Origin of the sequence: Streptomyces sp. NPDC091272 (genome assembly GCF_044757485.1) — a bacterium.
GTDB lineage: Bacteria > Actinomycetota > Actinomycetes > Streptomycetales > Streptomycetaceae > Streptomyces.
In genome coordinates this window covers 706,312-732,361 of record NZ_JBIVVC010000002.1, presented here as the reverse complement: position 1 = coordinate 732,361, position 26,050 = coordinate 706,312, and the positions used below count along the sequence as shown (strand labels likewise).

At 72.1% G+C, this 26,050-nt stretch carries 18 protein-coding genes; 12 read left to right on the top strand and 6 right to left on the bottom strand.

What is annotated here, in order from left to right; all coding sequences use genetic code 11:
• Positions 1-128: 128 nt before the first annotated feature.
• Positions 129-902: an SDR family NAD(P)-dependent oxidoreductase gene (locus ACIQM4_RS08030; protein WP_401587578.1), complete on the bottom strand. Its 774-nt coding sequence runs from the start codon at positions 900-902 to the stop codon at positions 129-131.
• Positions 903-935: 33 nt separating this feature from the next.
• Entirely contained in the window at positions 936-1,613 is a 678-nt protein-coding gene (locus tag ACIQM4_RS08025) for an MOSC domain-containing protein (RefSeq protein ID WP_401587575.1), read from the bottom strand.
• Between the two features lie 82 nt (positions 1,614-1,695).
• Here ACIQM4_RS08025 and ACIQM4_RS08020 point away from each other — a divergent pair, with 82 nt between their 5' ends.
• Positions 1,696-2,592: a LysR family transcriptional regulator gene (locus tag ACIQM4_RS08020; RefSeq protein WP_401587573.1), complete on the top strand. Its 897-nt coding sequence runs from the start codon at positions 1,696-1,698 to the stop codon at positions 2,590-2,592.
• 155 nt (positions 2,593-2,747) lie between these two features.
• On the opposite strand, the gene ACIQM4_RS08015 is transcribed toward ACIQM4_RS08020, so the two are convergent.
• Positions 2,748-3,125 (bottom strand): WhiB family transcriptional regulator, encoded by a 378-nt coding sequence (locus ACIQM4_RS08015; protein ID WP_401587570.1) that lies wholly within the window; start codon positions 3,123-3,125, stop codon positions 2,748-2,750.
• 341 nt (positions 3,126-3,466) lie between these two features.
• Here ACIQM4_RS08015 and ACIQM4_RS08010 point away from each other — a divergent pair, with 341 nt between their 5' ends.
• The 4 genes from ACIQM4_RS08010 (at position 3,467) to ACIQM4_RS07995 (ending at position 7,793) form a co-directional block, all read left to right on the top strand.
• Positions 3,467-4,078, top strand: coding sequence for a response regulator transcription factor (locus ACIQM4_RS08010; protein WP_003948568.1), 612 nt, complete (start codon positions 3,467-3,469; stop codon positions 4,076-4,078).
• 228 nt (positions 4,079-4,306) lie between these two features.
• Positions 4,307-4,894: a sigma-70 family RNA polymerase sigma factor gene (locus ACIQM4_RS08005; protein WP_362417467.1), complete on the top strand. Its 588-nt coding sequence runs from the start codon at positions 4,307-4,309 to the stop codon at positions 4,892-4,894.
• A 166-nt stretch (positions 4,895-5,060) separates the two neighbouring features.
• Positions 5,061-6,563: an IMP dehydrogenase gene (gene guaB, locus ACIQM4_RS08000; protein ID WP_401587567.1), complete on the top strand. Its 1,503-nt coding sequence runs from the start codon at positions 5,061-5,063 to the stop codon at positions 6,561-6,563.
• A gap of 102 nt (positions 6,564-6,665) precedes the next feature.
• On the top strand, positions 6,666-7,793 hold the full coding sequence (locus ACIQM4_RS07995; protein WP_401587565.1) for a GuaB3 family IMP dehydrogenase-related protein: 1,128 nt from the start codon (positions 6,666-6,668) through the stop codon (positions 7,791-7,793).
• 130 nt (positions 7,794-7,923) lie between these two features.
• On the opposite strand, the gene ACIQM4_RS07990 is transcribed toward ACIQM4_RS07995, so the two are convergent.
• A complete protein-coding gene (locus ACIQM4_RS07990) occupies positions 7,924-8,484 on the bottom strand; it encodes a hypothetical protein (protein ID WP_401587562.1) in 561 nt (186 codons plus the stop codon).
• A 131-nt stretch (positions 8,485-8,615) separates the two neighbouring features.
• Positions 8,616-9,878: a nucleotide sugar dehydrogenase gene (locus ACIQM4_RS07985; protein ID WP_401587559.1), complete on the bottom strand. Its 1,263-nt coding sequence runs from the start codon at positions 9,876-9,878 to the stop codon at positions 8,616-8,618.
• Positions 9,879-10,193: 315 nt separating this feature from the next.
• On the opposite strand from ACIQM4_RS07985, the gene ACIQM4_RS07980 reads away from it, so the two are divergent.
• The 6 genes from ACIQM4_RS07980 (at position 10,194) to ACIQM4_RS07955 (ending at position 23,402) form a co-directional block, all read left to right on the top strand.
• Positions 10,194-11,900, top strand: coding sequence for a glycerol-3-phosphate dehydrogenase/oxidase (locus ACIQM4_RS07980; protein WP_401587557.1), 1,707 nt, complete (start codon positions 10,194-10,196; stop codon positions 11,898-11,900).
• Between the two features lie 244 nt (positions 11,901-12,144).
• Positions 12,145-14,385, top strand: a complete 2,241-nt coding sequence (locus tag ACIQM4_RS07975; RefSeq protein ID WP_401587554.1) for a serine/threonine-protein kinase — start codon at positions 12,145-12,147, stop codon at positions 14,383-14,385.
• Positions 14,386-14,582: 197 nt separating this feature from the next.
• Positions 14,583-17,657, top strand: coding sequence for a protein kinase (locus tag ACIQM4_RS07970; RefSeq protein WP_401587551.1), 3,075 nt, complete (start codon positions 14,583-14,585; stop codon positions 17,655-17,657).
• A gap of 105 nt (positions 17,658-17,762) precedes the next feature.
• Complete coding sequence (locus tag ACIQM4_RS07965; RefSeq protein WP_401587549.1) at positions 17,763-19,634, top strand: serine/threonine-protein kinase; 1,872 nt, start codon at positions 17,763-17,765, stop codon at positions 19,632-19,634.
• 225 nt (positions 19,635-19,859) lie between these two features.
• Positions 19,860-21,476 carry a succinic semialdehyde dehydrogenase gene (locus ACIQM4_RS07960; RefSeq protein ID WP_401587546.1) on the top strand — a complete coding sequence of 539 codons (1,617 nt, stop codon included), beginning with the start codon at positions 19,860-19,862 and terminating at the stop codon, positions 21,474-21,476.
• A gap of 54 nt (positions 21,477-21,530) precedes the next feature.
• Positions 21,531-23,402, top strand: coding sequence for a GMC oxidoreductase (locus ACIQM4_RS07955; RefSeq protein WP_401587544.1), 1,872 nt, complete (start codon positions 21,531-21,533; stop codon positions 23,400-23,402).
• A 398-nt stretch (positions 23,403-23,800) separates the two neighbouring features.
• Here the strand turns inward: ACIQM4_RS07955 and ACIQM4_RS07950 are convergent, their stop codons facing one another.
• A complete protein-coding gene (locus ACIQM4_RS07950; protein WP_401587541.1) occupies positions 23,801-24,112 on the bottom strand; it encodes a chorismate mutase in 312 nt (103 codons plus the stop codon).
• Between the two features lie 357 nt (positions 24,113-24,469).
• Between ACIQM4_RS07950 and guaA the strand changes: the two genes are divergently transcribed.
• The gene (gene guaA / locus ACIQM4_RS07945) at positions 24,470-26,044 is read left to right on the top strand and encodes a glutamine-hydrolyzing GMP synthase (RefSeq protein ID WP_401587538.1); all 1,575 of its coding nucleotides are present in this window, start codon (positions 24,470-24,472) and stop codon (positions 26,042-26,044) included.
• The last annotated feature ends 6 nt before the right edge of the window (positions 26,045-26,050 follow it).

Below are 26,050 nucleotides of genomic sequence, written 5' to 3'. Positions count from 1 at the left end.
CTGTGGTGGCTCGACCCCGAGCCTAGACCAGCCACACTGATCGAACGACAGAAGTTTCGATCATCCGAACGCGATGCATTGACCTTCGATCAAAGGAAGTTGATGATCCCTACTGCGGTTGATGATCCCTACTGCGGCCCGTACTTGCGGCCCGTCCGGGAGGTGATGCCGCCGAGCAGCCCGCGCGGTGCCACCTTCACCACACCCATGAGTGCCTTGTAACGGGGGTCGGGGATCGACAGCGACTTCCCGCGCGCCAGGTCCTTCAGCGCCTCCGCCACCAGCTTGTCCGCGTCCAGCCACATCCAGGACGGGATGTTGTCCGTCCCCATCCCGGCCCGCTCGTGGAACTCCGTCCGGACGAAACCGGGGCACAGCGCCATCAGCCGCACCCCGCTGCCGCCGAGGTCCTTCGCCGCGCCCTGGGTGAACTGCACGACCCACGCCTTGCTCGCGCCGTACGTGCCGCGCGGCACGAAGGCGGCGACAGAGGCGACGTTGACGACCCCGCCCCGCCCCCGCTCCCGCATGCCCCGCACCGCCGCGGACGTCAGCCGCAGCACCGCCTCGCAGTGCACCTTCAGCATGGTCAGCTCGTCCTCCATCGACACTTCGAGGAACTCGCCCTTGTTGCCGAACCCGGCGTTGTTGACCAGCAGGTCCACCGGGTGCGTACGGTCCGCGAGCCGCTTCTCCACGGCTGCGATCCCGTCGTCCGTGGACAGGTCGGCGGTCAGGACCTCCGCCTCCACGCCGTGCTTGTCGTGCAGCTCCGTGGCCTGTTCCCGAAGGCGCTCGGTGCTCCGCGCCACCAGCACCAGGTTGTGTCCGTCGGAGGCCAGACGCCGTGCGAAGGCGGAGCCGATGCCCGCGGTCGCTCCGGTGATCAGTGCAGTCGTCATGCCGGCCACGTTAGTGCCCCGCATGATCACCCGTCATCGCGCGCCTTCGCCGTACTTCTCCAGGTGGGCGAGGGCCTTCTCGCGCGTGTACGGCGACAGCACGTCCCCGGCCGCCAGGAGGCGGGGCAGCAGGTTCCGCTCCAGCGTGTAGGCCTTGAAGTGCATCGCCACCGTCACGTCGTGGGCGGGCCGGTGCACCACCTCGATCCGGTCCCCGGCCCGCACGGCGCCCGGCTCCACCACCCTGAGGTACGCCCCGGGGACCGCCGCCGCCGTGAAGCGCTTCACCCACTTGTCCTCGTTCAGCGCGCCCGCGAACGTACGGCACGGGATGCGTGAGGCGGTCACCTCAAGAACCAGGTCGGCGCCCACCCGCCACCGCTCGCCCAGCCTGGCCCCGTTCACGTCCACGCCCACGGTGGTGAAGTTCTCCCCGAACTCCCCGCCGCGCAGCGGCCGTCCGAGCTCGCCCTCCCAGCGGTCCAGGTCCTCGCGTGCGTACGCGTAGACGGCCTGCCGCGTCCCGCCGTGGTGGCGCAGGTCGCACACGTCGTCGCCGGCGAGCCCGCTGCCGCCGGTCCCGCCGGGCCCCGGCTCCCGTACCTCCACCGGCCCCTCCACCGGTCGCTTGCCGATCCCGGTCAGCCCCGAGGGGTGATCCGTGTGCTCGCTGGCCGCCGCCCGCCCCGTGTTCACACTCAATAGCTCCATGACGGAGAACGCTAGCCGAGCTGAGCCCAAAGTCACCCGCGATCAATTCCCCCGCTCCCCAAGCAAGTCTTATACTTACGCCATGATCGAAGCCCGTCATCTCCGCGTGCTGCGCGCAGTCGCCTCCACCGGGTCCTTCTCCGCCGCCGCCCGCGAGCTCGGCTGCACCCAGCCGGCCGTGAGCCAGCAGATGAAGGCCCTGGAGCAGTCGGCGGGCACCACCCTGCTGATCCGCACCGGCCGCGAGATGCGCCTCACCCAGGCCGGCGAGGCCCTCGTCCGGCACGCCTCCGGCATCCTGGCCGGGCTCACCGCGGCCGAGGAGGAGGTCGCCGCCATCGCGGGCCTGCGGGCCGGCCGGGTCCGCCTGGTCTCCTTCCCCTCCGGCAGCTCCACCCTGGTCCCCACCGCGCTCGCCGCCCTGCGCGCCGCCCACCCGGGCACCCGGGTCTCGCTGGTCGACGCCGAACCCCCGCGCTCGGTGGAGATGCTGCGCGAGGGCGACTGCGACGTGGCCCTCGCCTTCCGCTACGGGCCGGGCGGCGCCACCGAGGACTGGAGCGACCTGGTCGTACGCACCCTGCTGACCGACCGCCTCGTCGGTCTCGTCCCGCAGGGGCACCGGCTGGCCGACGCGGGGACGGTGGGCATCGTCGAACTCGCCGACGAACCCTGGATCGCGGGCTGCCCGCGCTGCCGCCGACAACTCGTGGAGGTCTGCGAGAGCGCGGGTTTCGCGCCGCGTATCGATTTCGCGACCGACGACTACCCGGCCGTGATCGGCCTGGTCGGCGCCGGTCTGGGAGTTGCCGTCCTGCCCGAACTGGCCATGGAGTCCGTACGTCCCATGGGTGCGCGCACCGTGGCGGTGGAGCCGGCCGTGCAGCGCGAGATCGTGGCGCTCACCCTGCCGGACCTGGCCCAGGTGCCGGCCGTGGCGGCCACCCTCGACCAGCTGACCCTGGCCGCCACCCGCTGAGCGGCCGGTCGCCGGGCAGCCCCCTCAGCCGTGGGCCGTCCGCGTCCTCGCCCGCCGGGCGGCCGACCGCCAGGTGGCAGGTCCCGTGCGGGTGAGTCCCGTCCCGTGCGGGTGAAAACCGCGAAGAAACGTTCCTTCTGAGATTGGTCCACGGATTACTTCACCAGGGTGACGCGGCGCGTGTGCTCCGCCCCGCCGCCCTTCACCGGTGGCTGGTCCTGGGCGGCCGTCGCGGTGCCCGCCGGAACCAGACGGTGCCTGGCGCGGCCCATCAGCTCCTCGCGTTCGTCCTCGGTGAGGCCTCCCCAGACCCCGTAGGGCTCCCGGACCTGGAGGGCGTGCGCCGCGCACTGCGCGCGCACCGGGCATCGCATGCAGACCTCCTTCGCCGAGTTCTCACGTGCGCTCCGCGCGGCCCCGCGCTCGCCCTCCGGGTGGAAGAACAGCGAACTGTCGACACCGCGGCAGGCGGCGAGGAGCTGCCAGTCCCACAGGTCGGCGTTGGGTCCGGGAAGGCGGGAGAAATCTGCCATGGGTTGTCCCCTTGCGTCTGTGCTGAGGCGGAACGATGACCGAGATCATCACATCTACTCACATCTACTGTGTGAGTAGATGTAAATATGACTCATTGCGAATCTAGCCTCAGACACCAGCAAAAGGGAAGAAAACTGACTAAATGGGGCACTTGGGCTTCGGCGGGCCGATTCCCAGGCCGTAACTCTTTCGAGTGACCGTCGTTGAGATGGCTGAGGCGGTTGAAGGAAAGGGCGATCGGGCAGATGTCCGGGAGCGTCAACCGCACAGGTGACGACTTGTATTCAGCCTGGAGGCCCAAGGTGACGCGCATCAGCTGTGCGAGCGGTGGAGGTCGGTCATGACATCCGTCCTCGTCTGCGACGACTCCCCGCTTGCCCGAGAGGCGCTTCGCCGCGCGGTCGCGACCGTGCCCGGCGTCGAGCGCGTGACGACGGCTGCCAATGGCGAGGAAGTCCTCCGCCGCTGGGGCGCCGACCGCTCGGACCTGATTCTGATGGACGTACGGATGCCCGGTCTGGGTGGCGTCGAGACCGTCCGCCGACTGCTGTCCGCCGACCCCGGCGCCCGGATCATCATGCTCACGGTCGCGGAGGACCTCGACGGGGTCGCGCTCGCGGTCGCCGCCGGGGCCCGCGGATACCTGCACAAGGACGCGTCCCGCGCGGAGCTGCGCGCGACCGTCACGCAGGCGCTCGCCGACCCGACCTGGCGGCTGGCCCCGCGCCGGCTGCGGTCCGCCGAGATGGGCGCCGCCCCGACGCTCACCGCGCGCGAGATCCAGGTCCTGGAAGGCATGAGCCACGGCCGGTCCAACGCCGAGATCGGCCGGGAGCTGTTCCTCTCCGAGGACACGGTCAAGACGCACGCCCGCCGGCTCTTCAAGAAGCTCGGCGCGTCGGACCGCGCGCACGCGGTGGCGCTCGGCTTCCGCTGGGGCCTGGTCCGCTAGGGAGAACGGTCGCCCCGCCCCGCCTCGCGCGGGCGGGGCGCAGGACGCCCGATCCCGGTTCGGCGGCCGATGCCGCATCCTTGAGGGATGGGGTTCCTCGGGAACGGGTCGGTCGAGCGGAAGGGGAGGGCGCGGGAGATGAGTCCTGGCGTACCTGCTCATAACGCTTCAGTGCACAACTACGGACGCGGTGGGGCGGAAGCCGTCACGTCAAGGCACCATGGACCGATGCGTGACGAAGAGGCGGTCGCGGCCCAGGGGGCCATCGGTGCCCTGGTGCACCTGGCCGTCGAGGGCGACGAGCAGGCCACGCACGACCTCCTCGCGCACGTCCATCCGCTCGCGCTGCGCTACTGCCGCTCGCGGCTCTCCCGGCTGCCGGGGGACGCCCGGCACTTCGTGGAGGACCTGGCGCAGGAGGTGTGCGTCGCGGTGCTCATGGCGCTGCCGCGCTACCGGGACACCGGACGGCCCTTCGAGGCCTTCGTCTTCGCCATCGCCGCGCACAAGGTCGCCGATCTGCAGCGGGCGGCCATGCGCCACCCCGGATCGACCGCCGTGCCCTCCGACGAGATGCCGGAGCGGCCCGACGACTCCCTCGGCCCCGAGGAGCGGGCGCTGCTCAGCAGCGACGCCGCCTGGGCCAAGAAGCTGCTCGCCAACCTCCCCGAGCACCAGCGCGAACTGCTGGTGCTGCGGGTCGCGGTCGGTCTGACGGCGGAGGAAACGGGCCAGAAGCTCGGAATGTCGCCGGGGGCGGTGCGTGTTGCCCAGCACAGGGCGCTGAGCAGGCTCCGCGCCCTCGCCGAGCAGTAGCCGCCGCTCCGGGGCCTGATCGGCCGCCCGGCCGCGTACCGCATCGCCGTACGCCCGCGCAGGAGAAACGTACAAACTCGGCCGCTTGTCATGATCGTGGAATCTGCCACCCCCGGTTCCCGTTAGCATGGACATCCGCGCCGAGCAAGACCATTTGGAAGGTGTCATGACTGCGAACGTCGATGGAGTGCCGGAGAAATTCGCGACGCTCGGGCTGACCTACGACGATGTGCTGCTGCTTCCGGGCGCATCGGAAGTGCTGCCCAATGCGGTCGACACCTCGTCGCTCATCTCGCGGAACGTGCGCGTGAACATCCCGCTGCTGTCCGCCGCGATGGACAAGGTGACCGAGGCCCGGATGGCGATCGCCATGGCCCGGCAGGGCGGTGTCGGTGTGCTGCACCGCAACCTCTCGGTCGAGGACCAGGTCAACCAGGTCGACCTGGTGAAGCGTTCCGAGTCCGGCATGGTCACCGACCCGATCACGGTCAGCCCGGACGCCACCCTCGGTGAGGCCGACGCGCTCTGCGCCAAGTTCCGCATCAGCGGCGTCCCGGTCACCGACCCGGCGGGCAAGCTGCTCGGCATCGTCACCAACCGCGACATGGCCTTCGAGTCGGACCGCACGCGCCAGGTGCGCGAGGTCATGACGCCGATGCCGTTGGTCACCGGCAAGGTCGGCACCTCCGGCGTGGACGCCATGGAGCTGCTGCGTCGCCACAAGATCGAGAAGCTGCCGCTGGTCGACGACGCGGGCATCCTCAAGGGCCTCATCACGGTCAAGGACTTCAAGAAGGCCGAGCAGTACCCCAACGCCGCCAAGGACGCCGAGGGCCGGCTGCTGGTCGGCGCGGCCGTCGGCGCCAGCCCCGAGGCGCTGGACCGCGCCCAGGCGCTGGCCGGCGCCGGGGTGGACTTCCTGATCGTGGACACCTCGCACGGCCACAACGCCAACGCCCTCAACTGGATGGCGAAGATCAAGTCCGCGGTGGACGTGGACGTGATCGGCGGCAACGTCGCCACCCGTGACGGCGCCCAGGCCCTGATCGACGCCGGCGTGGACGCGGTCAAGGTCGGCGTGGGCCCCGGCTCGATCTGTACCACCCGAGTGGTCGCCGGCATCGGCGTCCCGCAGGTCACCGCCATCTACGAGGCGGCCCTCGCCGCCCGTGCGGCGGGCGTCCCGGTCATCGGCGACGGCGGCCTGCAGTACTCCGGCGACATCGGCAAGGCGCTCGCCGCGGGCGCCGACAGCGTGATGCTGGGCTCGCTGCTCGCGGGCTGCGAGGAGTCCCCCGGCGAGCTGATGTTCATCAACGGCAAGCAGTTCAAGTCCTACCGCGGCATGGGCTCGCTGGGCGCCATGCAGTCCCGCGGCCAGGGCCGCTCGTACTCCAAGGACCGGTACTTCCAGGCCGAGGTCTCCTCCGACGACAAGCTCGTCCCCGAGGGCATCGAGGGCCAGGTGCCCTACCGCGGCCCGCTCGCCAACGTGCTGCACCAGCTCGTCGGCGGACTGCGCCAGACCATGGGTTACGTGGGCGCCGCCTCGGTCGACGAGATGGAGAGCAAGGGCCGCTTCGTGCGGATCACCTCCGCCGGTCTCAAGGAGAGCCACCCGCACGACATCCAGATGACGGTCGAGGCACCGAACTACAGCAGGAAGTAACTGGCACGTCCACGAGGGGCGGCCCCGGATTCCCCGGGGCCGTCCCTTTCCTGCGTGTCGGGGATACTGGAACGGCAGACCAAGAGGGAAAGGCCACACAACGTGACTGAGATCGAGATCGGGCGCGGCAAGCGCGGCCGCAGGGCGTACGCGTTCGACGACATCGCCATCGTGCCGAGCCGGCGTACGCGGGACCCGAAGGAGGTCTCGATCGCCTGGCAGATCGACGCCTACCGCTTCGAGCTGCCGTTCCTGGCCGCTCCGATGGACTCGGTCGTCTCGCCGCAGACCGCCATCCGCATCGGTGAGATGGGTGGCCTCGGCGTTCTGAACCTCGAAGGCCTGTGGACGCGGTACGAGGACCCGGAGCCGCTGCTCGCGGAGATCCGCGAGCTCAACGACGAGAGCGCCGCCACCCGCCGCCTCCAGGAGATCTACGCCGAGCCCATCAAGGCCGAGCTGATCGGGCAGCGCATCAAGGAGGTGCGCGACTCGGGAGTGGTCACCGCCGCCGCACTGTCCCCGCAGCGCACGGCCGAGTTCTCCAAGGCCGTCGTGGACGCCGGTGTGGACATCTTCGTGATCCGCGGCACGACCGTCTCCGCCGAGCACGTATCCGGCGCCGCCGAGCCGCTCAACCTCAAGCAGTTCATCTACGAGCTGGACGTGCCGGTCATCGTCGGTGGCTGCGCCACCTACACGGCCGCGCTGCACCTGATGCGTACCGGCGCCGCGGGCGTGCTGGTCGGCTTCGGCGGCGGCGCCGCGCACACCACCCGTAACGTGCTGGGCATCCAGGTGCCGATGGCGACCGCGGTGGCCGACGTCGCGGCCGCGCGCCGTGACTACATGGACGAGTCCGGCGGCCGGTACGTGCACGTCATCGCCGACGGCGGTGTCGGCTGGTCCGGTGACATCCCCAAGGCCGTCGCCTGCGGCGCGGACGCCGTGATGATGGGCTCCCCGCTGGCCCGCGCCACGGACGCGCCCGGGCAGGGCCACCACTGGGGCATGGAGGCCGTCCACGAGGACGTGCCGCGCGGCAAGCGCATGAACCTGGGTGTCGTCGGCACCACCGAGGAGATCCTCACCGGCCCCTCGCAGGTGCCGGACGGCTCGATGAACATGTTCGGCGCGCTGCGCCGCTCGATGGCCACGACGGGCTACAGCGAGCTCAAGGAGTTCCAGCGCGTCGAGGTCACGGTGGCGGACTCGCAGCACCGCCGCTGACCGCCCCGCGGGCAGGTGTGCGAGTGGCCCGGTACCTCCTCGGAGGTACCGGGCCACTCGTGTGTGCGGGGCCCCTGGTCCAGGGCCGGGGGCTACTCCTGACCCGGGAGTGCCGGCAGGCTGAGCACGGTCACGCGGCTGCCTTCTTGGTCCCGGAGAACGCGCCGACGGCGCCCAGGGCGAAGAAGAGGAAGCTGAGCGGGTCCAGGTCTTCCTTCCACACCTCGTTCAGCAGGGAGAAGTGCTGGGTCAGCAGCTCCATGACGCCGAAGGGCGTCTCCTTGGCGGCGAGGATCGCGATGCCCAGGATCTGGCCGAGGTAGACGGCGACCAGCGCGAGGACGGCACTCACGACGGCCGTCGCGGGGTTGCGGCCAGCGGTCTTGCCCGCGGCGAAACCGATCAGGAAGCCGACGCCGACGGCTGCGTAGCCCACCTCCGCCTCGACGGCGCCCATGATCCCGCCGTAGATCCCCGCGGTGACCAGGGCGACCACGAAGGCCACCAGGATGCCGAGTCCCGCATTGCCCCGCGCGGGCGCGGGCGGCGCGGGGAAGCCGCCGCCGAACTGGCCGGGCTGCTGGGGCTGCGGGTTCTGGGCGTACGGGTTGCCGCCGGGCTGCTGGGGCTGCGGGCTCTGGGCGTACGGGTTGCCGCCGGGCTGCTGGGGTGGCTGGGTGGGATAGGACATGGACGGGTTCCCCCCTGGGAAGCGCACGCATGTAAAGCGTGCATAAGTTCGGATGTGCGGCCTGACGTTAGCAGCAGCTTCCGACAGCGGGCGTGCGCAATTCGCGGCGGGCTCCGAGGGGGCCGGAGGCGTCAGAGCCGGTACGCGGCGCCCGCCGGGCTCGCTCCCCGGGTGTCCAGCAGGAGTTGGGCCTTCACGGCCAGGCCCTGGAGGTCGTACGTCCGGTGATGCTGGAGCAGGATCGTCAGGTCCGCCGCCGCTGCCGCCTCGTAGAGGGAGTCGGCGCGGGGGACCGGGACGTCGCGCACGCGCCAGTGCGGGACGTGCGGGTCGTGGTAGGTGAGGTGGGCGCCCATGTCGCGCAGCCGGGTGGCGATCTCGGGGGCGGGCGAGCCCTCCTGGTCGGCCAGGTCGGGCTTGTAGGTGACGCCGAGGAGCAGGACGCGGGCGCCCCTGGCGGACTTGCCGTGCTCGTTGAGGAGGGTGGCGCAGCGCTGGATCACGTACTGCGGCATCCGGCCGTTGATCTCCTCGGCGAGGCCGACCATGCGCAGCGGGTGGCCGGGCGTACGGCTGTTGTACGAGAGGTAGTTGGGGTCCAGGGGGACGCTGTGGCCGCCGACCCCGGGCCCGGGGCGGAAGGCCTGGAAGCCGTAGGGCTTGGTCTCGGCGCAGCGGATGACGTCCCAGAGGTCGACGCCTAGGTCGTGGCAGAGGACCGCCATCTCGTTGGCGAGGGCGATGTTGACGTGCCGGTAGTTGGTTTCGAGGACTCCGACGGTCTCGGCCTCGCGCGGGCCCCTGGCGCGGACCACCTTGTCGGTGAGGCGGCTGTAGAAGGCGGCGGCGGACTCGGTGCAGGCGGGGGTGAGCCCGCCGATCACCTTGGGGGTGTGCGCGTAGTCGTGGCCGCGGTTGCCGGGGTCCAGCCGGCTGGGGGAGTGGGCGAGGTGGAAGTCCCGGCCCGCGCGCAGCCCCGAGCCCGCCTCCAGGATGGGACGCAGGAATTCTTCGGTGGCCCCGGGGTAGGCGGCGGACTCCAGCAGCACGGTGGTGTGCGGGCGCAGGCGCGCCGCGAGCGTGCGGGCGGCGGCCTCGACGGCGGACAGGTCGAGGGTGCGGTCGGGGCCGAGACGGGTGGGGGCGCAGATGACGGCGGTGCGCACCCGGCCGAGCTCGGCCGGGTCCGTGGTGGGCCGGAAGCCCCCGGCGAGCATCCGGCGGATCTCGGCGGCCGAGAGCGAGCCGTCCACGGGCGGGCGGCCCGCGGCGAGCTCGGCGACGAAGCGCGGATCGGTGTCGTACCCGATGGTGGCGATGCCGGCGGCGACGGCGGCTTGGGCGAGGGGGAGACCGAGGTGGCCGAGTCCGATGACGGCGAGGTCTGCGGGCATGGCGTGAGCCGTCCTTCCCTTGGGTCCCTCCGGGATTCGCAGGCCCGCCCTCTTAACCGGGGACGGAGCGGTGCGCAAGCCCTGTGGACAGTTCGTGCCGAGGAAATATCAGACTAGGCGTATATATGACCGTTATGGGGGATTTCGGGGTTCGACGTGGGCAGTCGTGCCACGGGCCGCGCCCCCCGGTTGTCCACAGGCGGTGGCTGAAGCGCCGGGGTGCGGAGAGAATCGGTGCAGTGGCCCCGGTCACACCCGCCCGCCGTACGCCACCGACCGCACCAGCAGTACCAACCGCACCAACGGGAGGCAGCAGTGAGGACAGCGACACTGGGACCGGCCGAGCGCGCAGAGGCGCTCGCCGCGATGGCCGAGCGGGAACTGGACGTGCTGGTGGTGGGCGCGGGCGTGGTCGGTGCGGGCACGGCGCTGGACGCCGTCACGCGGGGCCTGTCCACCGGACTCGTCGAGGCGCGGGACTGGGCCTCGGGGACCTCCAGCCGGTCGAGCAAGCTGATCCACGGCGGGCTCCGCTATCTGGAGATGCTCGACTTCGCGCTCGTACGGGAGGCCCTGAAGGAACGCGGACTGCTCCTCGAACGGCTCGCGCCGCACCTGGTGAAGCCGGTGCCCTTCCTCTATCCCCTCCAGCACAAGGGGTGGGAGCGGTGGTACGCGGGCTCGGGCGTTGCGCTGTACGACGCGATGTCACTCTCCTCGGGGCACGGTCGCGGCCTGCCGATGCACCGTCACCTGACGCGACGGCACGCGCTGCGGGTGGCACCCGCGTTGAAGAAGGACGCGCTGACCGGCGCCCTCCAGTACTACGACGCGCAGATGGACGACGCCCGTTATGTGGCGACACTGGTCCGCACGGCCGCCGCGTACGGCGCGCACGTCGCCAACCGGGCGCGGGTCGTCGGCTTCCTCCGGGAGGGGGAGCGGGTCGTCGGCGTGCGGGTCGAGGACGTCGAGGCCAGGGGCGAGTACGAGATCCGGGCGAAGCAGGTGGTGAACGCGACCGGGGTGTGGACCGACGACACCCAGGCACTCATCGGCGAGCGCGGGCAGTTCCACGTCCGGGCCTCCAAGGGAATTCACCTGGTGGTCCCGAAGGACCGAATTCATTCCTCGACCGGACTCATTCTCCGGACCGAGAAATCAGTGCTTTTCGTCATTCCGTGGGGCAGGCACTGGATTGTCGGCACCACGGACACCGACTGGGATCTCGACAAGGCGCACCCCGCGGCATCGAGCGCGGACATCGACTATCTGCTGGAGCACGTCAATTCGGTACTGGCCGTGCCACTGACGCGGGACGACGTGCAGGGGGTGTACGCGGGCCTGCGCCCCCTGCTGGCCGGGGAGTCGGACGCCACCAGCAAGCTCTCCCGGGAGCACACCGTGGCGCACCCGGTGCCGGGTCTGGTGGTCGTCGCGGGCGGCAAGTACACGACGTACCGCGTGATGGCCAAGGACGCCGTCGACGAGGCGGTGCACGCGCTGGACGTCCGGGTCGCGGAGTGCGTGACCGAGGACGTGCCGTTGCTGGGCGCGGAGGGCTACCGGGCGATGTGGAACGCGCGGGCCAGGACCGCGGCCCGGACGGGCCTGCACGTCGTGCGCATCGAGCACCTGTTGAACCGGTACGGCTCCCTGGCCGAGGAGGTGCTGGAGCTGATCGTGCGGGACCCCGCCCTCGGCGAACCGCTGACCGGGGCGGACGACTACCTCCGGGCGGAGATCGTCTACGCCGCCTCGCACGAGGGGGCGCGCCACCTCGACGACGTGCTGACCCGGCGCACCCGGATCTCGATCGAGACCTTCGACCGGGGGACGTTGAGCGCGCTGGAGTGTGCGGAGTTGATGGCCCCGGTCCTCGGGTGGGACAAGGGGCAGGTGGAACGGGAGGTGGAGCACTACGAGAAGCGGGTCGAGGCGGAGCGCGAGTCGCAGCGGCAGCCGGACGACCTGACGGCGGACGCGGCCAGGCTGGGGGCCCCGGACATCGTTCCGTTGTAAGGGCGGACATCGCGCCATAAAGGCGGCGGAGGTGTTTCCGTCGCGAGGACGGGCGCGGGAGACGGATGTGGGGCGTGGCGGACTGTCCGTTGCGCCCCGGGGGTGTTGGCGCTTCTTGAGTGGGGGACAATGGGGGCTCTGCCAGGGCGGGTTGCCGCATCGCCGGGGAAGCTGCCGAGAAGGTCTGCGACGCGTTCGTACGGGCCGGGGCACGGGCGAAGATCAGGGATCGCAGAGGGGACGCATGTCGGACGAGCCGGAGCAGTCGCGGAAGAGCACGCAGGATGCCGTGTCCGACAAGAAGGATGCCGTGTCCGAGGACGCCGTTCCCGACGGCGGGCCCCGTGACGCCGGGGCTCGTGCAGCCGGGTCCCGTTCTGCCGGGTCCCGTGACGGCGGAGACCGTGACGGCGGGTCCCGTGACGGCGGGTCCCGTGGGGCCGGTGTTCGTGGCGGTGCGGCTCGTGGCGCGCGGGACGCGGAGTTTCGGGAGGCTGAGTCCCGAGGGGCGGTGGCCGACGAGAAGGCGGCTGCCGAGGCTGCCAGGGACGCTGCCAGCGATACCTCCAAGGAGGTCGAGGGCCGGCTGCTGGCAGGGCGTTACCGGCTCGGTGACGTGCTCGGCCGCGGTGGCATGGGCACCGTCTGGCGCGCCGTCGACGAGACGCTCGGCCGTACCGTCGCGGTCAAGGAGCTGCGTTTCCCGACCGCGATCGACGAGGACGAGAAGCGCCGTCTGATCACGCGCACCCTGCGCGAGGCGAAGGCGATCGCGCGGATCCGTAACAACAGCGCCGTCACGGTCTTCGACGTCGTCGACGAGGACGACCGGCCCTGGATCGTCATGGAGCTCGTCGAGGGCAAGTCCCTCGCCGAAGCGATCCGCGAGGACGGTCTGCTGACGCCGCGTCGCGCCGCGGAGGTCGGGCTCGCCATCCTCGACGTACTGCGCGCCGCCCACCGGCAGGGCATCCTGCACCGCGACGTCAAGCCGTCGAACGTGCTGATCGCCGAGGACGGCCGGGTCGTCCTGACCGACTTCGGCATCGCCCAGGTCGAGGGTGACCCCTCGATCACCTCCACCGGGATGCTGGTCGGCGCCCCCTCGTACATCTCGCCGGAGCGGGCGCGCGGCCACAAGCCGGGACCCGCCGCCGACATGTGGTCGCTCGGTGGCCTGATCTACGCGTCGGTGGAGGGCGTCCCGCCCTACGACAAGGGATCGGCGATCGCGACCCTGACCGCCGTGATGACCGAGCCGGTCGACCCGCCGAAGAACGCGGGGCCGCTGGAGGAGGTCATCTACGGGCTGCTCGTGAAGGACCCGGCGCAGCGGCTCGACGACGCGGGCGCCCGAGCGCTGCTGAACGACGTGCTCAACCAGCTGGACAAGGCGGACGCGGCCGGTGACCAACTGGCCCGCCAGGACGCCACCAAGGTGGTTCCGCTTCCGCCGGTGCCCGCCGAGCCGGTGGCCCCGAAGACGCCCCGTACGCCCAAGGCGAAGAAGCCCGCCGCCGTACGCACGGAGAAGCCCGCGCAGGCCACGCCCGCCGCCGCGGCTGTCGCGGCTCCGGTCGCGTCGGCGGTCGCGGGCCCCGCCGCTGCCGGGGCGGCGACCGCAGCGATGCAGTCGTCCGGTTCCGGTTCCGGCGGCGGCGGGACCTCCGGCGGGCGGGTCGGAGGCATGTCGGCCGAGGGACGCAAGCGGGCGCTGCTCGTGGTCGCACTGGTGGCGGCACTCGCCGTGCTGGGCACCGTGCTCGCGCTCGCGCTGAACAAGGACGAGCCCGGGAAGGGCGGCGAGACGGGCAAGAACGGCGCCTCCTCCTCCGCCGGGGCGACGGCCGGGGACGACAGCAAGAATGCGGACAAGGATCCGGGCCAGGGGACGGGCACCGATCCGGACAAGGGCACCGGCACAGACCCGGGCAAGGACAGCGGGACGGGCGGAGACTCGGACGGGAAGACCGGCGGCACCAAGCCCTCAGGCGACCCGTCCGCAGGAAAGCCCGCCGGCGGCGCGGTGCCCGCGGGGTTCACGACGGTCACCGACGGTCAGTTCCACTTCTCGATGGCCATGCCCGAGGGGTTCCGCAGGACGGCCGTGGCGGGTCAGAACTCGGGCGGGATATTCAGCAAGGACGGCGGCTTCCCGCGCGTGCAGGTCGACTTCAACAGCAGCCCGAAGGCGGACGCGAAGGCCGCCTGGCTCGCGGCCGTGGCCGCGGTCAGCGGCTCAAGCGCGAACTTCCGGCAGATCGGCATCGACGCGGTCGACTACAACGGCTACCCCACCACCGCTGACTGGGAGTTCGAACGCGACCAGAAGGGGCAGCGGATACATGTGCTCAACCGCGGCTTCCGGGTGGACGCGACCCATGGTTACTCGATCATGGTGAGCTGCCCGGCCGACGCGTGGCAGGGCGAGGAGTGCACGAAGCTGCGCGAGACCGCCTTCGCCACGTTCAAGCCGACTGACTGACCGGGATGCGTTGACACTGCCTCGCGACGGGGTATTGCCACGTATCGTGAGACCCCGAGGACCGTACGCAGCCGCAATTCGCCGGTAACCGACCGGAATTGATGGTTTCGAGCAGTCCCGATGGTTCTCATGGTCAGTCCCGGCGGTCGACACAGACGGCCGGGGACAGCGGGGCAGAGCGCGCTTGGGGAGGCGTCGTGGACGACTACGCGGGACGGGTGCTTGCCGACCGCTACCGCCTGCCGTTGCCGCCCTCCGACGAGTACGACCTGGTGGAGACGCGGGCCTTCGACGGGTACAGCGGGCAGGAGGTGCTGGTACGTCAGGTGCCGCTGCCCGAGGTGGTCGACGCCGAGTTCGTCGACGGCGAGGGCGGTCCGCTGCACCGCAGGCCCGCCGGCGGGCGGGGTGCGCCCCGCCGGTCGGGCGACCCGGCCGTCCGGCGCGCGATCGACGCGGCGCAGGCGGCCGCGCAGGTTCCCGACCACCCCCGGCTCGACCAGGTCTTCGACGTCTTCGAGGAAGACGGCTCGCTGTGGATAGTGAGCGAGCTGGTGGCGGCCAGGCCGCTCGCCGCACTGCTCGCCGAGGCCCCGCTCAGCCCGTACCGGGCGGCCGAGGTCGCCTCCGACGTGCTCACCGCGCTGCGGGTGCTGCACGCGCACGGCTGGACCCACCGGAACATCACTGCCCGCACGGTGCTGGTCTGCGACGACGGACGCATCGTGCTGACGGGCCTGGCGGCGGGCGCGGCGGAGGAGGCGCTGTGCGGTTACGCGCCTATCCCCGGTGCGGCCGCCGGCTCGGCGCAGGCGCTGCCGGCGGGGCCGCAGGGCGGGCCCGCGGGCGGCTGGGGCGAGACCTCGGTTCCGGTGCCGCGTGGACATGTGGCACCCGGCGGGCCGGGCGCCGGACAGCCCGCGCTCCCCGCGCTGCCCACGGATTTCCTGGGCAGGCCCGCCGGGGACCCGGACCCGGGCGGGAGCGACCCGGGAGCGGGCCCGGCGGCGGGCGCGCCCTCGCTGCCCGCGGCGCCTGCGGCGGGTGACGCCCGTGCGGCCAGGGCCGGGGCCATAGCGGCGTACCGGGCGGGCGCGCGCGCGGCGGCCCGGGCGACGGAGGAGCAGCGCCGGCAGTCCGCCGACCCGCCGCGCGGCCAGTACCTCCAGGACCCGGCGCAGGGGCCCGGCACAGGCACCCGTACCAGCACCGGCACTGACGCGGGCAGCGGCACAGGGACGGGCACGGACACGGACACGGGCACGAGGGCCGTGTCCCCCTACGGTGCCGCCGCGGCCGGCACCGGGCCGGTCTCCCCCTACGGCGACCCGCAGGAGCGGACGCCGCGTCCCGGTGCCACCTCGCCGTACGGAAACCGTCCGCCAGGCGGCGGCCACGACGCCACGACGGGACAACGGCCGGCCGCTGTCGCCCCGTACGGACGCGGCGAGCGGGCGGAGCGCGCCGATCCGGCCGAGCGTGGCGGGCGCGGCAACCCCGGCGAAGGGGTCGAGCGGGTCACCGGGCAGGGGCCGGGGGCCGCCTGGCACGGGGCCGTGCCCAGGGGCGGCGGCGCCGGCGGCGAGGCGCTGCGCGCCGACGAACTGCGGCACAGCCACCGGCCCGAAGCCGGGCCGCCGCAGGGGCAGGGGTTCATCCCCGGCCAGGGGGAGCGTCAGGGGGAGCGCCAGGCGCAGCGCCACGCAGAGCGCCAGGGGTTCGTCCCCGGTCAGGGAGAACGCCACGGGGAGCGTCAAGCCGAACGCCAAGGTCACGCGCGCGGGCCCGGCCAGGAGCTCGACCGGGTGCACGCCCCGCAGGGCGCCGGGTCCGGGCACCTCCCGTCCACCGTGCCCGCGCCGGCCAAGGCCGCCGGGGGCAGCGGCCGTTGGGACGAGGTCATCGCGGGGCTGCCCTACCGCGGCCCCAGCACTCCGCTCGCCGCCGAGCGCGCCCGCCAGACCCGGATCGCGGTGGTCGGCGCCGTGACCGAGCGGTGGGCCCCCGAGCAGGCCGGGCCGGTGTACGAGAACTGGCAGTTGGCGCCGCCGATCGGCCCCGCCACCGACCTGTGGGCCCTCGGCGCGCTGTTGTTCCGCGTCGTACAGGGCCACGCGCCCTACCCGGAGGACAACACCGCCGAACTGGTGCAGATGGTGTGCGCGGAGCCGCCCGCCTTCGCCGAGGAGTGCGGTCCGCTGCGGCCGGTCGTCGAGTCGCTGCTGCGCCAGGACCCCACCGAGCGGCCCGACTTCGAGGAGCTGCGCGGCTGGCTGCGTTCGCTCGTACGGTCGGCGCCCGAACCCGACGCGGGCACCAAGGTCGTACCGCTGCCCTCGCCGCCGGACGACACGCGGCTGCCGATCGTACGGCGCAGGGGCGAGCTCGTACGCAGGAGGCGCGGTGCGTCGCAGCACGGACGGCACCGGCACAAGCAGGGCAAGGCGTCCCGCGAGCGGGAGCCGCGCGCTCCGCGGGTGCAGCGGGAGCCGCGCATCGGGGCGCGACAACCGCGCTCGATGGGCCGCTGGTTGCTGCTGCTCGTGCTGGCGGGGCTCGCGGCGGCCGTGGTGTACGCCGTGATGTTCCTGCCCGAGGGTGCGAGCGAGGACCCGGGGCAGAACACCGGCAGCGGACAGCCCGCGCAGTCCGGCGGTGCGCAGAGCGACGAGCCGCAGCAGCCCGCGCCCGAGAACAGCGAAGGGCCGCCCGCCGAGGGCTCGGACGCCGGGCAGGACGACGGGGCGAACGAGGGCCAGGGGCAGGACAAGCCCCCGGCCGCGGATCCGCCGCCCGCCCAGAATCCGGCCTCCGGCCTGCCCTCGGGCTATGTGCTGCGCAAGGATGAGGGCGGCTTCCAGATCGCCGTCGACAAGAACTGGCGGCGGACGCCGATGAACAGCAACCGCCAGGTCCGCTACCAGGGGTACGACATCGAGATCGTCGTCGTGCCGGGCCGGGACACGGTGAAGGCCAAGGGCAGCGACCCGATGGTCTACCAGCTCCAGGAGGAGCAGGAGTTGCAGCCGCTGCGCGACTCCACCTGGGCCCAGCAGTCCGGGCTGCGGCGGATCAGCGTCGGCCAGCAGGCGGCGGCGGAGGGCCAGTTCACCTGGAAGGACAGCAGCGGCCGGGACGTGTTCGTGCGCAACAAGGCGATGATCGTCGGCGGGACGTACCACGTCATCCAGGTCATCGGCCCGGAATCGCAGCGCGACGAGGTGAGTGAGGTGTACGAGGCGGCGGTGCTGCACTACCGGTCGACCAAGTGACACCGCGGGTCACGGCGCGGTCTCGTGCTCGCCCCTGTGTTCCACCTCCGCATTCCTGATCCGTAACCTGGTTTCCCTGAGCTACGGGGCGGTGGGCCGGAAATCATGGAGAACGCCAACAGCGGTACGAGCGGCGCGGACGGCACAACAGGCGGCGCCACGGGCGTCGGGGCGGGCAGCGCCACGGGCGCCGGGAGCAGTACGGGCGCGGGTCACGGTACGGGCGCCGGAGGCGGTACGGGCGCGGGCCACGGCGCCGGCGCCGACAGCGGTGTCGAGGCGGGCCGGTTGCTCGCCGGGCGCTACCGCCTCGGCGGGATACTCGGCAGCGGCGGCATGGGCCGCGTGTGGCGCGCGCACGACGAGATGCTGCACCGGACCGTCGCCGTCAAGGAGTTGCGGGCCGGGCTGTACGCGTCCGAGGCCGACCGCGCCGTGCTGCACGCGCGTACGCAGAAGGAGGCGCGGGCCGCCGCCCGGATCAACCACCCCGGCGTCGTCACCGTCCACGACGTGCTGGACCACGACGACCGGCCGTGGATCGTCATGGAGTACGTCGACGGGCCCTCGCTCGCGGACGCGCTCAAGGACACCGGGCCCCGCGACGCCCGTGAGGCGGCCCGGATCGGTCTGCACGTCCTCGGCGCCCTGCGCGCCGCGCACGCCGTCGGAGTGCTGCACCGGGACGTCAAGCCGGGCAACGTGATGCTGGCCAGGGACGGCCGGGTACTGCTCACGGACTTCGGCATCGCCGCCATCGAGGGCGACTCCACCATCACCAGGACCGGTGAACTCGTCGGCTCGCTCGACTACTTGGCCCCGGAGCGGATCCACGGCGAGGATCCCGGGCCCGCGTCCGACCTGTGGGCCCTCGGCGCCACGCTGTACACGGCGGTCGAGGAGCGCTCGCCGTTCCGCCGCACCTCGCCGATCACCACGCTCCAGGCGGTGGTGTCGGAGGACCCCTCGCCGACGTACAACGCGGGTGCCCTCGGCCCGGTGATCGGCGCCCTGCTCCAGAAGCAGGCGGGGCGGCGGCCGACGGCGGCCGAGACGGAGCGGATGCTGCTGGACGCGAGGTCGGGGCGGGCGCAGTGGCAGCCGCAGCCGCAGCCGCCGACCCGTCAGGAGGTGGTGGGGCAGCCGCGGGACGCGGACCAGGCACCGCCCACCACACCGGTGCAGCTTCCTTCCTCCGGTCTGTCCCGGGGTCCTGCGCCCGCCATGGCCACACCCGCCCCCGGGCCCCGCAGCCCCGCGTTCCGGGAGGGCGGGGAGCGGGCCCCCGAACCGCCCACGCGTCGGGGCAAGCAGGGCCGCAGGCGTGGCAGGACGGTGCTCGTGGTACTGGTGGCGGCGGTCATCGGGAGCGGGGCGGCCTTCGGGATCGTGCAGTACCTGGACCGGGATGGATCCGGCGGCAGCCTTGAGCAGCCGGCCGACGTCGGGGGGCAGTCGCAGGGGACCGGCGGTACGGACCCGCAGAAGACTCCGGACCAGGGCCAGGACGCCGGCAAGGGCAACGGTGTGCCCGCCGGCTGGCACCGGGAGAAGGAGAACGGCTTCAGCCTGCCCGTGCCGGACGGCTGGGAGCGCAGCGAGAAGCGGGGCCAGCTCGACTACACGCGCAACAACGGACGGCACCGCATCCGCGTCAGCGTCGACGAGGACCCTGACTTCGCCAGCCCCTACGAGCACCTGGTGGATCTGGAGTCCGGCATCTCCAAGACCCTCCCGGAGTTCGAGCGGCTGCGGTTGGAGGAGGGCGTCTACCGGGACCGGCCCAGCGGCCTGCTGGAGTTCACGTACACCGAGAAGACGGACAACCCGGGCAAGCGGTACGCCCTGGACCAGATGCACTTCGAGGACGCCGGGGGGACCGAGTACGCCCTCTATGTGTCCGGGCCGCTGGAGGACCGCGTGCAGACACTCGAACGCTTCAAGACGGTGCTGCGGGGCTGGCGCACCGAGGGCTGAGCGGCGCCGGCAGCACCTTTGGACCGCTGGCACGCGCCCCGGGTGCGCCGGCGTCGGCAGTGCTGTGAAGCGGCGGTGCCGATGGGGTTCGCAGGTCTGTGACGCCCGACAGCGCCGCTGATCAGGGGCTATGTGCCAGCAGCTGCTGGCGTGGTCGTAAGAGGCCGGTGAAAAGCCGTTACCGACGGGTACCAAAAGTGTCCGCCGGGCCATACGCTCGCCCGTATGACCGACTTGCAGGCCCTCACGGCACCCCTCGGCACCAACCCCGTGGTCCCAGCGCCCACGGGCGCCCGCACCGCGGCCGATGTGATCACTCCCGAAGTGGTCGCCCAGCTGACCCGCGCGGTGGTCGGCTCCGGACGGACCGCCGGCCGTGCGCCGTTCACCGGCGAGAAGCTGGCCGACCTGCCCGAGTCCACGCCCGAGGACGTCGCCGTCGCGTTCGAGCGGGCCCGCGCCGCGCAGCCCCTGTGGGCGGCCGTGCCCGTCAAGCAGCGTGCCGCGGTGCTGCTCCGCTTCCACGACCTGGTGCTCCAGCGGCAGGGCGAGATCCTCGACCTGATCCAGCTGGAGACCGGCAAGGCCCGGCTGCACGCGCACGAGGAGGTCCAGGCCGTCGCGATGGCCGCCAGGCACTACGGCCGGCAGGCCCCCGCGTATCTGAGAGCCAAGCGCCACACGGGGGCCGTGCCGGTCCTCACCAAGGTCACCGAGCACCGGCAGCCGCGTGGTGTGGTCGGTCAGATCTCACCCTGGAACTACCCCTTCGAGCTGTCCGTGGGGGACTGCCTGCCCGCCCTCGTCGCGGGCAACGCCCTGGTGATGAAGCCCGACACCGAGACCGCGCTGTCCGCCCTGTGGGGCCGGGACCTGCTGGTCGAGGCGGGACTGCCGCCGGAGGCCTTCCAGGTCGTGCTGGGGGAGGGCCCGGTCGTCGGCCCCGAGGTCGTCAAGCACGCCGACTACGTCTCCTTCACCGGCTCCACCCGCACCGGCCGTGAGATCGCCCGGAGCGCGGGGGCCCGCCTGGTCGGGGTCTCCCTCGAACTCGGCGGCAAGAACGCCATGCTGGTCCTCGCCGACGCCGACGTGGAGAAGGCCGCCGCCGGCGCCGTCCGCGCCTGCTACGCCTCCGCGGGACAGCTCTGCATCTCCATCGAGCGGCTGTACGTCCACGAGTCGATAGCCGACGACTTCGTGCAGCGCTTCGTCGCCCGCACGAAGGCGATGCGGCTCGGCAACTCCCTCGCCTACGGCGCAGACCTGGGCTCCCTCGTGGGCCCGCGGCAGCTGGAGACCGTGTCCCGGCACGTCGAGGAGGCCGTCGCCAAGGGTGCCACCGTCCTGGCCGGCGGCACCGCCCGCCCCGACGTCGGCCCCTACTTCTACGAGCCGACCATCCTGGAGGGCGTCGGGTCCCCGATGGCGGTCTGCGCGGAGGAGACCTTCGGCCCGGTCGTCTCGATCTACCGGTTCCGCGACGAGGACGAGGTTGTCGCGCAGGCCAACGCCACCCCGTACGGCCTGAATTCGAGCATCTGGACCAAGAGCGCCAAGCGCGGTCACGCTGTCGCCGCCAAGCTGCGCACCGGCACCGTCAACATCAACGAGGGCTACGGGCCGGCGTACGCCAGCGTGCGCGCCCCGATGGGCGGCATGAAGGAGTCCGGTCTGAGCCGCAGGCACGGCTCCGAGGGCATTCTCAAGTACACCGAGGCGCAGACCGTCGCCCACCAGCGGCTGGTCCCGCTCGCGCCGTCCTTCGGCATGGACGACGAGAAGTACGCCGCTTTCATGACCACCAGCCTCAAGGCGATGAAGGCGCTGCGCCTGCGCTGACCGCAGTTCAGCCGTCAAGGACCGACCGAGCCGAGGAAAGAACGAGGAGTGTCCGTGCCCCAGGAGAGCTCTGCCCAAAACCGGCCGCCCACCGAGGAGTTCGACTACGACGTCATCGTCGTCGGCTCCGGCTTCGGCGGCGCCGTCTCCGCGCTCCGGCTCACCGAGAAGGGGTACCGCGTCGGCGTCCTGGAGGCCGGGCGCCGCTTCACCCGCGACACCCTGCCCAAGAACTCCTGGGACCTGAAGAACTATCTGTGGGCGCCCGCGCTCGGCCTCTTCGGGATCCAGCGCGTGCACCTGCTCGGAAATGTCATGGTCCTGGCAGGTGCGGGCGTCGGCGGCGGCTCGCTGAACTACGCCAACACCCTCTACGTACCTCCCGCTCCCTTCTTCGAGGACCAGCAGTGGGCGGGCATCACCGACTGGCAGGACGAACTCGCCCCGTACTACGACCAGGCCAGGCGGATGCTGGGCGTGCGCCTCAACCCGACCATGACGCCGTCCGACGTCCACCTGAAGGCGACCGCCGAGGCGATGGGGGTGGGCGACACCTTCCACCTTGCCCCGGTGGGCGTCTTCTACGGCGACGGACGGGACGCCGGCGGTGACGACGACGCCGTCCCCGCCCCCACTTCCTCAACGGCCGTGCCGGGCGAAGAAGTTCCCGATCCGTACTTCGGAGGCAAGGGCCCGTCCCGCAAGGCCTGCATCGAGTGCGGCGAGTGCATGACGGGCTGCCGGCACGGCGCGAAGAACACCCTCAACGAGAACTACCTCCACCTCGCCGAACGGGCCGGCGCCGTCATCCACCCGATGACCTCCGTCATCGGCCTGTCCGAGCACCCGGGCGGCGGCTACCGGGTCGCCACCGCCCCCACCGACGCCCGCCGCAAGGGCACCGCCAAGATCCTGCGTGCGCACCGCGTGGTGGTCGCCGCGGGCACCTACGGCACCCAGACCCTGCTGCACGCCATGAAGGACGGCGGCCACCTGCCGCGCGTCTCCGCGAAGCTGGGCGAGCTGACCCGTACCAACTCCGAGGCCCTGGTGGGCTCGCAGACCACCGACCGCCGCTACCGCCGCAAGCACGGTGCGCAGCTGGGCACGTCGGGCGGCACGGGGAAGGTCGACTTCACGCGCGGCGTCGCCATCACGTCCTCGATCCACCCGGACGCCCACACCCACATCGAGCCGGTCCGCTACGGCAAGGGCTCCAACGCGATGGGCGCGATGTCCATCCTCCAGGTGCCGTACGCGGACAAGTTCCCGCGCGGGCTCGGCTGGGCCGTCAACGTGCTCCGCCACCCGACGCTCGCCGTCCGCTCCTTCTCCAACCACCGCTGGTCGGAGAAGACCATCATCGGCCTGGTCATGCAGTCCCTCGACAACTCCCTGACCACGTACCGCAAACCGGGCGGCATAGGGAAGGGCCTGCTCACCGCTCGCCAGGGCCACGGTGCGCCCAACCCCAAGCAGATACCCGAGGCAGGCCGTGCCGCGTCGCTGCTCGCGAAGGAGATCAACGGCTTCGCCGGCAGCAACGTCGGCGAGCTGATGGGCACCCCGCTCACCGCGCACTTCCTGGGCGGCTGCCCGATCGGTGCGACGGCCGAGGAAGGCGTCATCGATCCGTACCACCGCCTCTACGGGCACCCCGGCATCTCGGTCGTCGACGGCTCGGCGGTCTCCGCGAACCTCGGCGTGAACCCCTCGCTGACCATCACCGCGCAGGCCGAGCGCGCGATGTCGCTGTGGCCGAACAAGGGTGCCGAGGACCCGCGTCCCGCCCAGGGCGAGCCCTACCGGCGGCTGACGCCGGTGGAGCCGAAGGCCCCGGCGGTACCCGCGGACGCGTTCGGCGCGCTGCGCCTGCCGCTCCCGCTGCTGGCGGTTCCGGCGGTGCCGCCGAAGAAGGTGCCGTAGGGGTTCCGGGGGAGCGGTCCTTGGATTGCCGCGCCCCGGGGGAGCGGTCCCTGTATCGCCGCGCCCCGAGGGAGCGGCAAGGTCCCTGCCGACCGGCTCCGGGCGTCCCCGGAGCCGACCGTCTGGGGCGACCGGGCCGGCTGTCCCCTGCCGTCCGGTCGCACACGCTGGAGCGAGGTCCCACGACGTACCGGCCGAGGCCCGTACGTCACACGCCCCAGCCGGGGCCACGCGTGGCACCGGGACCAACGAAGGGGCGTTCACCGCGGTCACGCGCCGTACGAGTGACCGCAGGAACGCACGCGCCCCCGGACCGTCCGGGAGGCCCCCGGGCGAAGCCCCTGGCCCCGGCTCCGAGGGGTCGGACGCGGCCCCGTCCGCCTCGGTTCGGCGAGGGTTCAGACGCGGCCCCTGCACAGCTCCAGCAGGGTCATCGCGAGGGTGGTGCCGGGCTTGCCCAGGGCGTCCCTGTAGTGGCTGAGGACATCCATCTCGCGGGACAGGTTGACCCGTCGGCCGCCGGAGGTGATCCGGGCCTCCTGGATGACCGCGGAGACGGCCATCCGTTCCTGTACGAGGCCGATGATGCGGTCGTCGAGTGCGTCGACGCGTTCACGGGCGCCGGTGATGAGGGTGGCGGCGTCCTCGGTGCGGGCGCCCGTGACGTCGGTCGCGGGGGCGGGCTGCGCGGTGGCGGGGGCGGTGCTCATGTCCGTACTCCTGGGGGTGAGGGGCGCCCCGGGGACCACCAGGTCCGGAAACGACAGAGCGCCCCGGGCCTGTCGGCCCGGGGCGCCTGGGAAGTCGCTTGTCTGTTGCTACAAGCAGCACGACCGTGGCAGCCGGACGGGCCGGGTGCCATAGGTAAAGACGAAGGTCGTGTGCGTGCGCATGGGACGCATTATGGCCCCCCGGGCGCGCCGGGGCCAACGCGGGCCCCCAGGAGTCCCGGATGGTGGGACGCGAGTGGCCGGGCACCGGACCCGGACGGCGGTACCGCGAGGCCGATCGGCCACTCCCGGTAGAATCGACATTCCCGACCCCCCTTCACCGCCGGAAGGCCGCCCGTGCCCGCAGCGCCCCCCGCCGCCCCCGACGTCGTCCTCGTCGTCGACTTCGGCGCCCAGTACGCCCAGCTCATCGCCCGCCGTGTCCGTGAGGCCCGGATCTACAGCGAGATCGTCCCGCACAGCATGCCGGTCGCCGAGATGCTCGCGAAGAACCCGAAGGCGATCATCCTCTCCGGCGGTCCTTCCTCGGTGTACGCCGAGGGCGCCCCGTCCCTCGACCGCGCGCTGTTCGAGGCCGGCGTGCCGGTCTTCGGCATGTGCTACGGCTTCCAGATCATGGCCACCACGCTCGGCGGCACCGTCGACGACAACGGCGCCCGTGAGTACGGACGTACGCCGCTGAAGGTCTCCAGGTCGGGCTCCACGCTCTTCGAGGGCACCCCCGACGAGCAGTCGGTGTGGATGTCGCACGGCGACGCCTGCTCGGCCGCCCCCGAGGGCTTCACCGTCACCGCGTCCACGGACGTCGTGCCGGTCGCCGCCTTCGAGAACGACGAGAAGAAGCTGTACGGCGTCCAGTACCACCCCGAGGTGCTGCACACCACGCACGGCCAGCAGGTCCTGGAGCACTTCCTGTACCGCGGCGCCGGCATCGAGCCCACCTGGACGACCGGCAACGTCATCGAGGAGCAGGTCGCCCTGATCCGCGAGCAGGTCGGCGACAAGCGCGCCATCTGCGGCCTGTCCGGCGGCGTGGACTCCGCGGTCGCCGCCGCCCTCGTCCAGAAGGCCGTCGGCGACCAGCTCACCTGCGTCTACGTCGACCACGGCCTGATGCGCAAGGGCGAGACCGAACAGGTCGAGAAGGACTTCGTCGAGGCGACGGGCGCACGGCTGGTGGTCGTGGACGCGCAGAAGCGCTTCCTCGACGCGCTGGCGGGCGTCAGCGACCCGGAGACCAAGCGGAAGATCATCGGCCGCGAGTTCATCCGGGTCTTCGAGCAGGCCCAGCTGGAGATCCTCCAGGAGGAGGGCCCCGCGGTCGCGTTCCTGGTGCAGGGCACCCTGTACCCGGACGTCGTCGAGTCCGGCGGCGGCAGCGGCACCGCCAACATCAAGTCCCACCACAACGTGGGCGGGCTCCCCGACGACATCGAGTTCGAGCTCGTCGAGCCGCTGCGCCAGCTGTTCAAGGACGAGGTCCGGATGGTCGGCCAGGAGCTCGGCCTGCCGGAGGAGATCGTCCAGCGCCAGCCGTTCCCCGGCCCCGGCCTGGGCATCCGCATCGTCGGTGACGTGACCAAGGAGCGTCTGGACCTGCTGCGCGAGGCGGACGCCATCGCCCGCGAGGAGCTGACGGCGGCTGGTCTCGACCGGGAGATCTGGCAGTGCCCCGTGGTGCTGCTCGCCGACGTGCGCTCGGTGGGCGTGCAGGGCGACGGCCGCACCTACGGCCACCCGATCGTGCTGCGCCCCGTCAGCTCCGAGGACGCCATGACGGCGGACTGGACCCGGATGCCGTACGACGTGCTGGCGAAGATCTCGACGCGGATCACCAACGAGGTGGCGGACGTCAACCGGGTCGTGCTCGACGTGACGAGCAAGCCCCCGGGCACCATCGAGTGGGAGTAGTCCCCA

Bases quoted from the DNA above. Each gene is read 5' to 3' on its own strand.
- ACIQM4_RS08010 (WP_003948568.1), top strand. From the start codon at position 3,467: ATGACATCCGTCCTCGTCTGCGACGACTCCCCGCTTGCCCGAGAGGCG.
- ACIQM4_RS08015 (WP_401587570.1), bottom strand. From the start codon at position 3,125: ATGGCAGATTTCTCCCGCCTTCCCGGACCCAACGCCGACCTGTGGGAC.
- ACIQM4_RS07960 (WP_401587546.1), top strand. From the start codon at position 19,860: ATGACCGACTTGCAGGCCCTCACGGCACCCCTCGGCACCAACCCCGTG.
- ACIQM4_RS07965 (WP_401587549.1), top strand. From the start codon at position 17,763: ATGGAGAACGCCAACAGCGGTACGAGCGGCGCGGACGGCACAACAGGC.
- ACIQM4_RS08025 (WP_401587575.1), bottom strand. From the start codon at position 1,613: ATGGAGCTATTGAGTGTGAACACGGGGCGGGCGGCGGCCAGCGAGCAC.
- ACIQM4_RS07975 (WP_401587554.1), top strand. From the start codon at position 12,145: ATGTCGGACGAGCCGGAGCAGTCGCGGAAGAGCACGCAGGATGCCGTG.
- ACIQM4_RS08020 (WP_401587573.1), top strand. From the start codon at position 1,696: ATGATCGAAGCCCGTCATCTCCGCGTGCTGCGCGCAGTCGCCTCCACC.
- guaB (WP_401587567.1), top strand. From the start codon at position 5,061: ATGACTGCGAACGTCGATGGAGTGCCGGAGAAATTCGCGACGCTCGGG.
- ACIQM4_RS07985 (WP_401587559.1), bottom strand. From the start codon at position 9,878: ATGCCCGCAGACCTCGCCGTCATCGGACTCGGCCACCTCGGTCTCCCC.
- ACIQM4_RS07950 (WP_401587541.1), bottom strand. From the start codon at position 24,112: ATGAGCACCGCCCCCGCCACCGCGCAGCCCGCCCCCGCGACCGACGTC.
- ACIQM4_RS08005 (WP_362417467.1), top strand. From the start codon at position 4,307: ATGCGTGACGAAGAGGCGGTCGCGGCCCAGGGGGCCATCGGTGCCCTG.
- ACIQM4_RS08030 (WP_401587578.1), bottom strand. From the start codon at position 902: ATGACGACTGCACTGATCACCGGAGCGACCGCGGGCATCGGCTCCGCC.
- ACIQM4_RS07990 (WP_401587562.1), bottom strand. From the start codon at position 8,484: ATGTCCTATCCCACCCAGCCACCCCAGCAGCCCGGCGGCAACCCGTAC.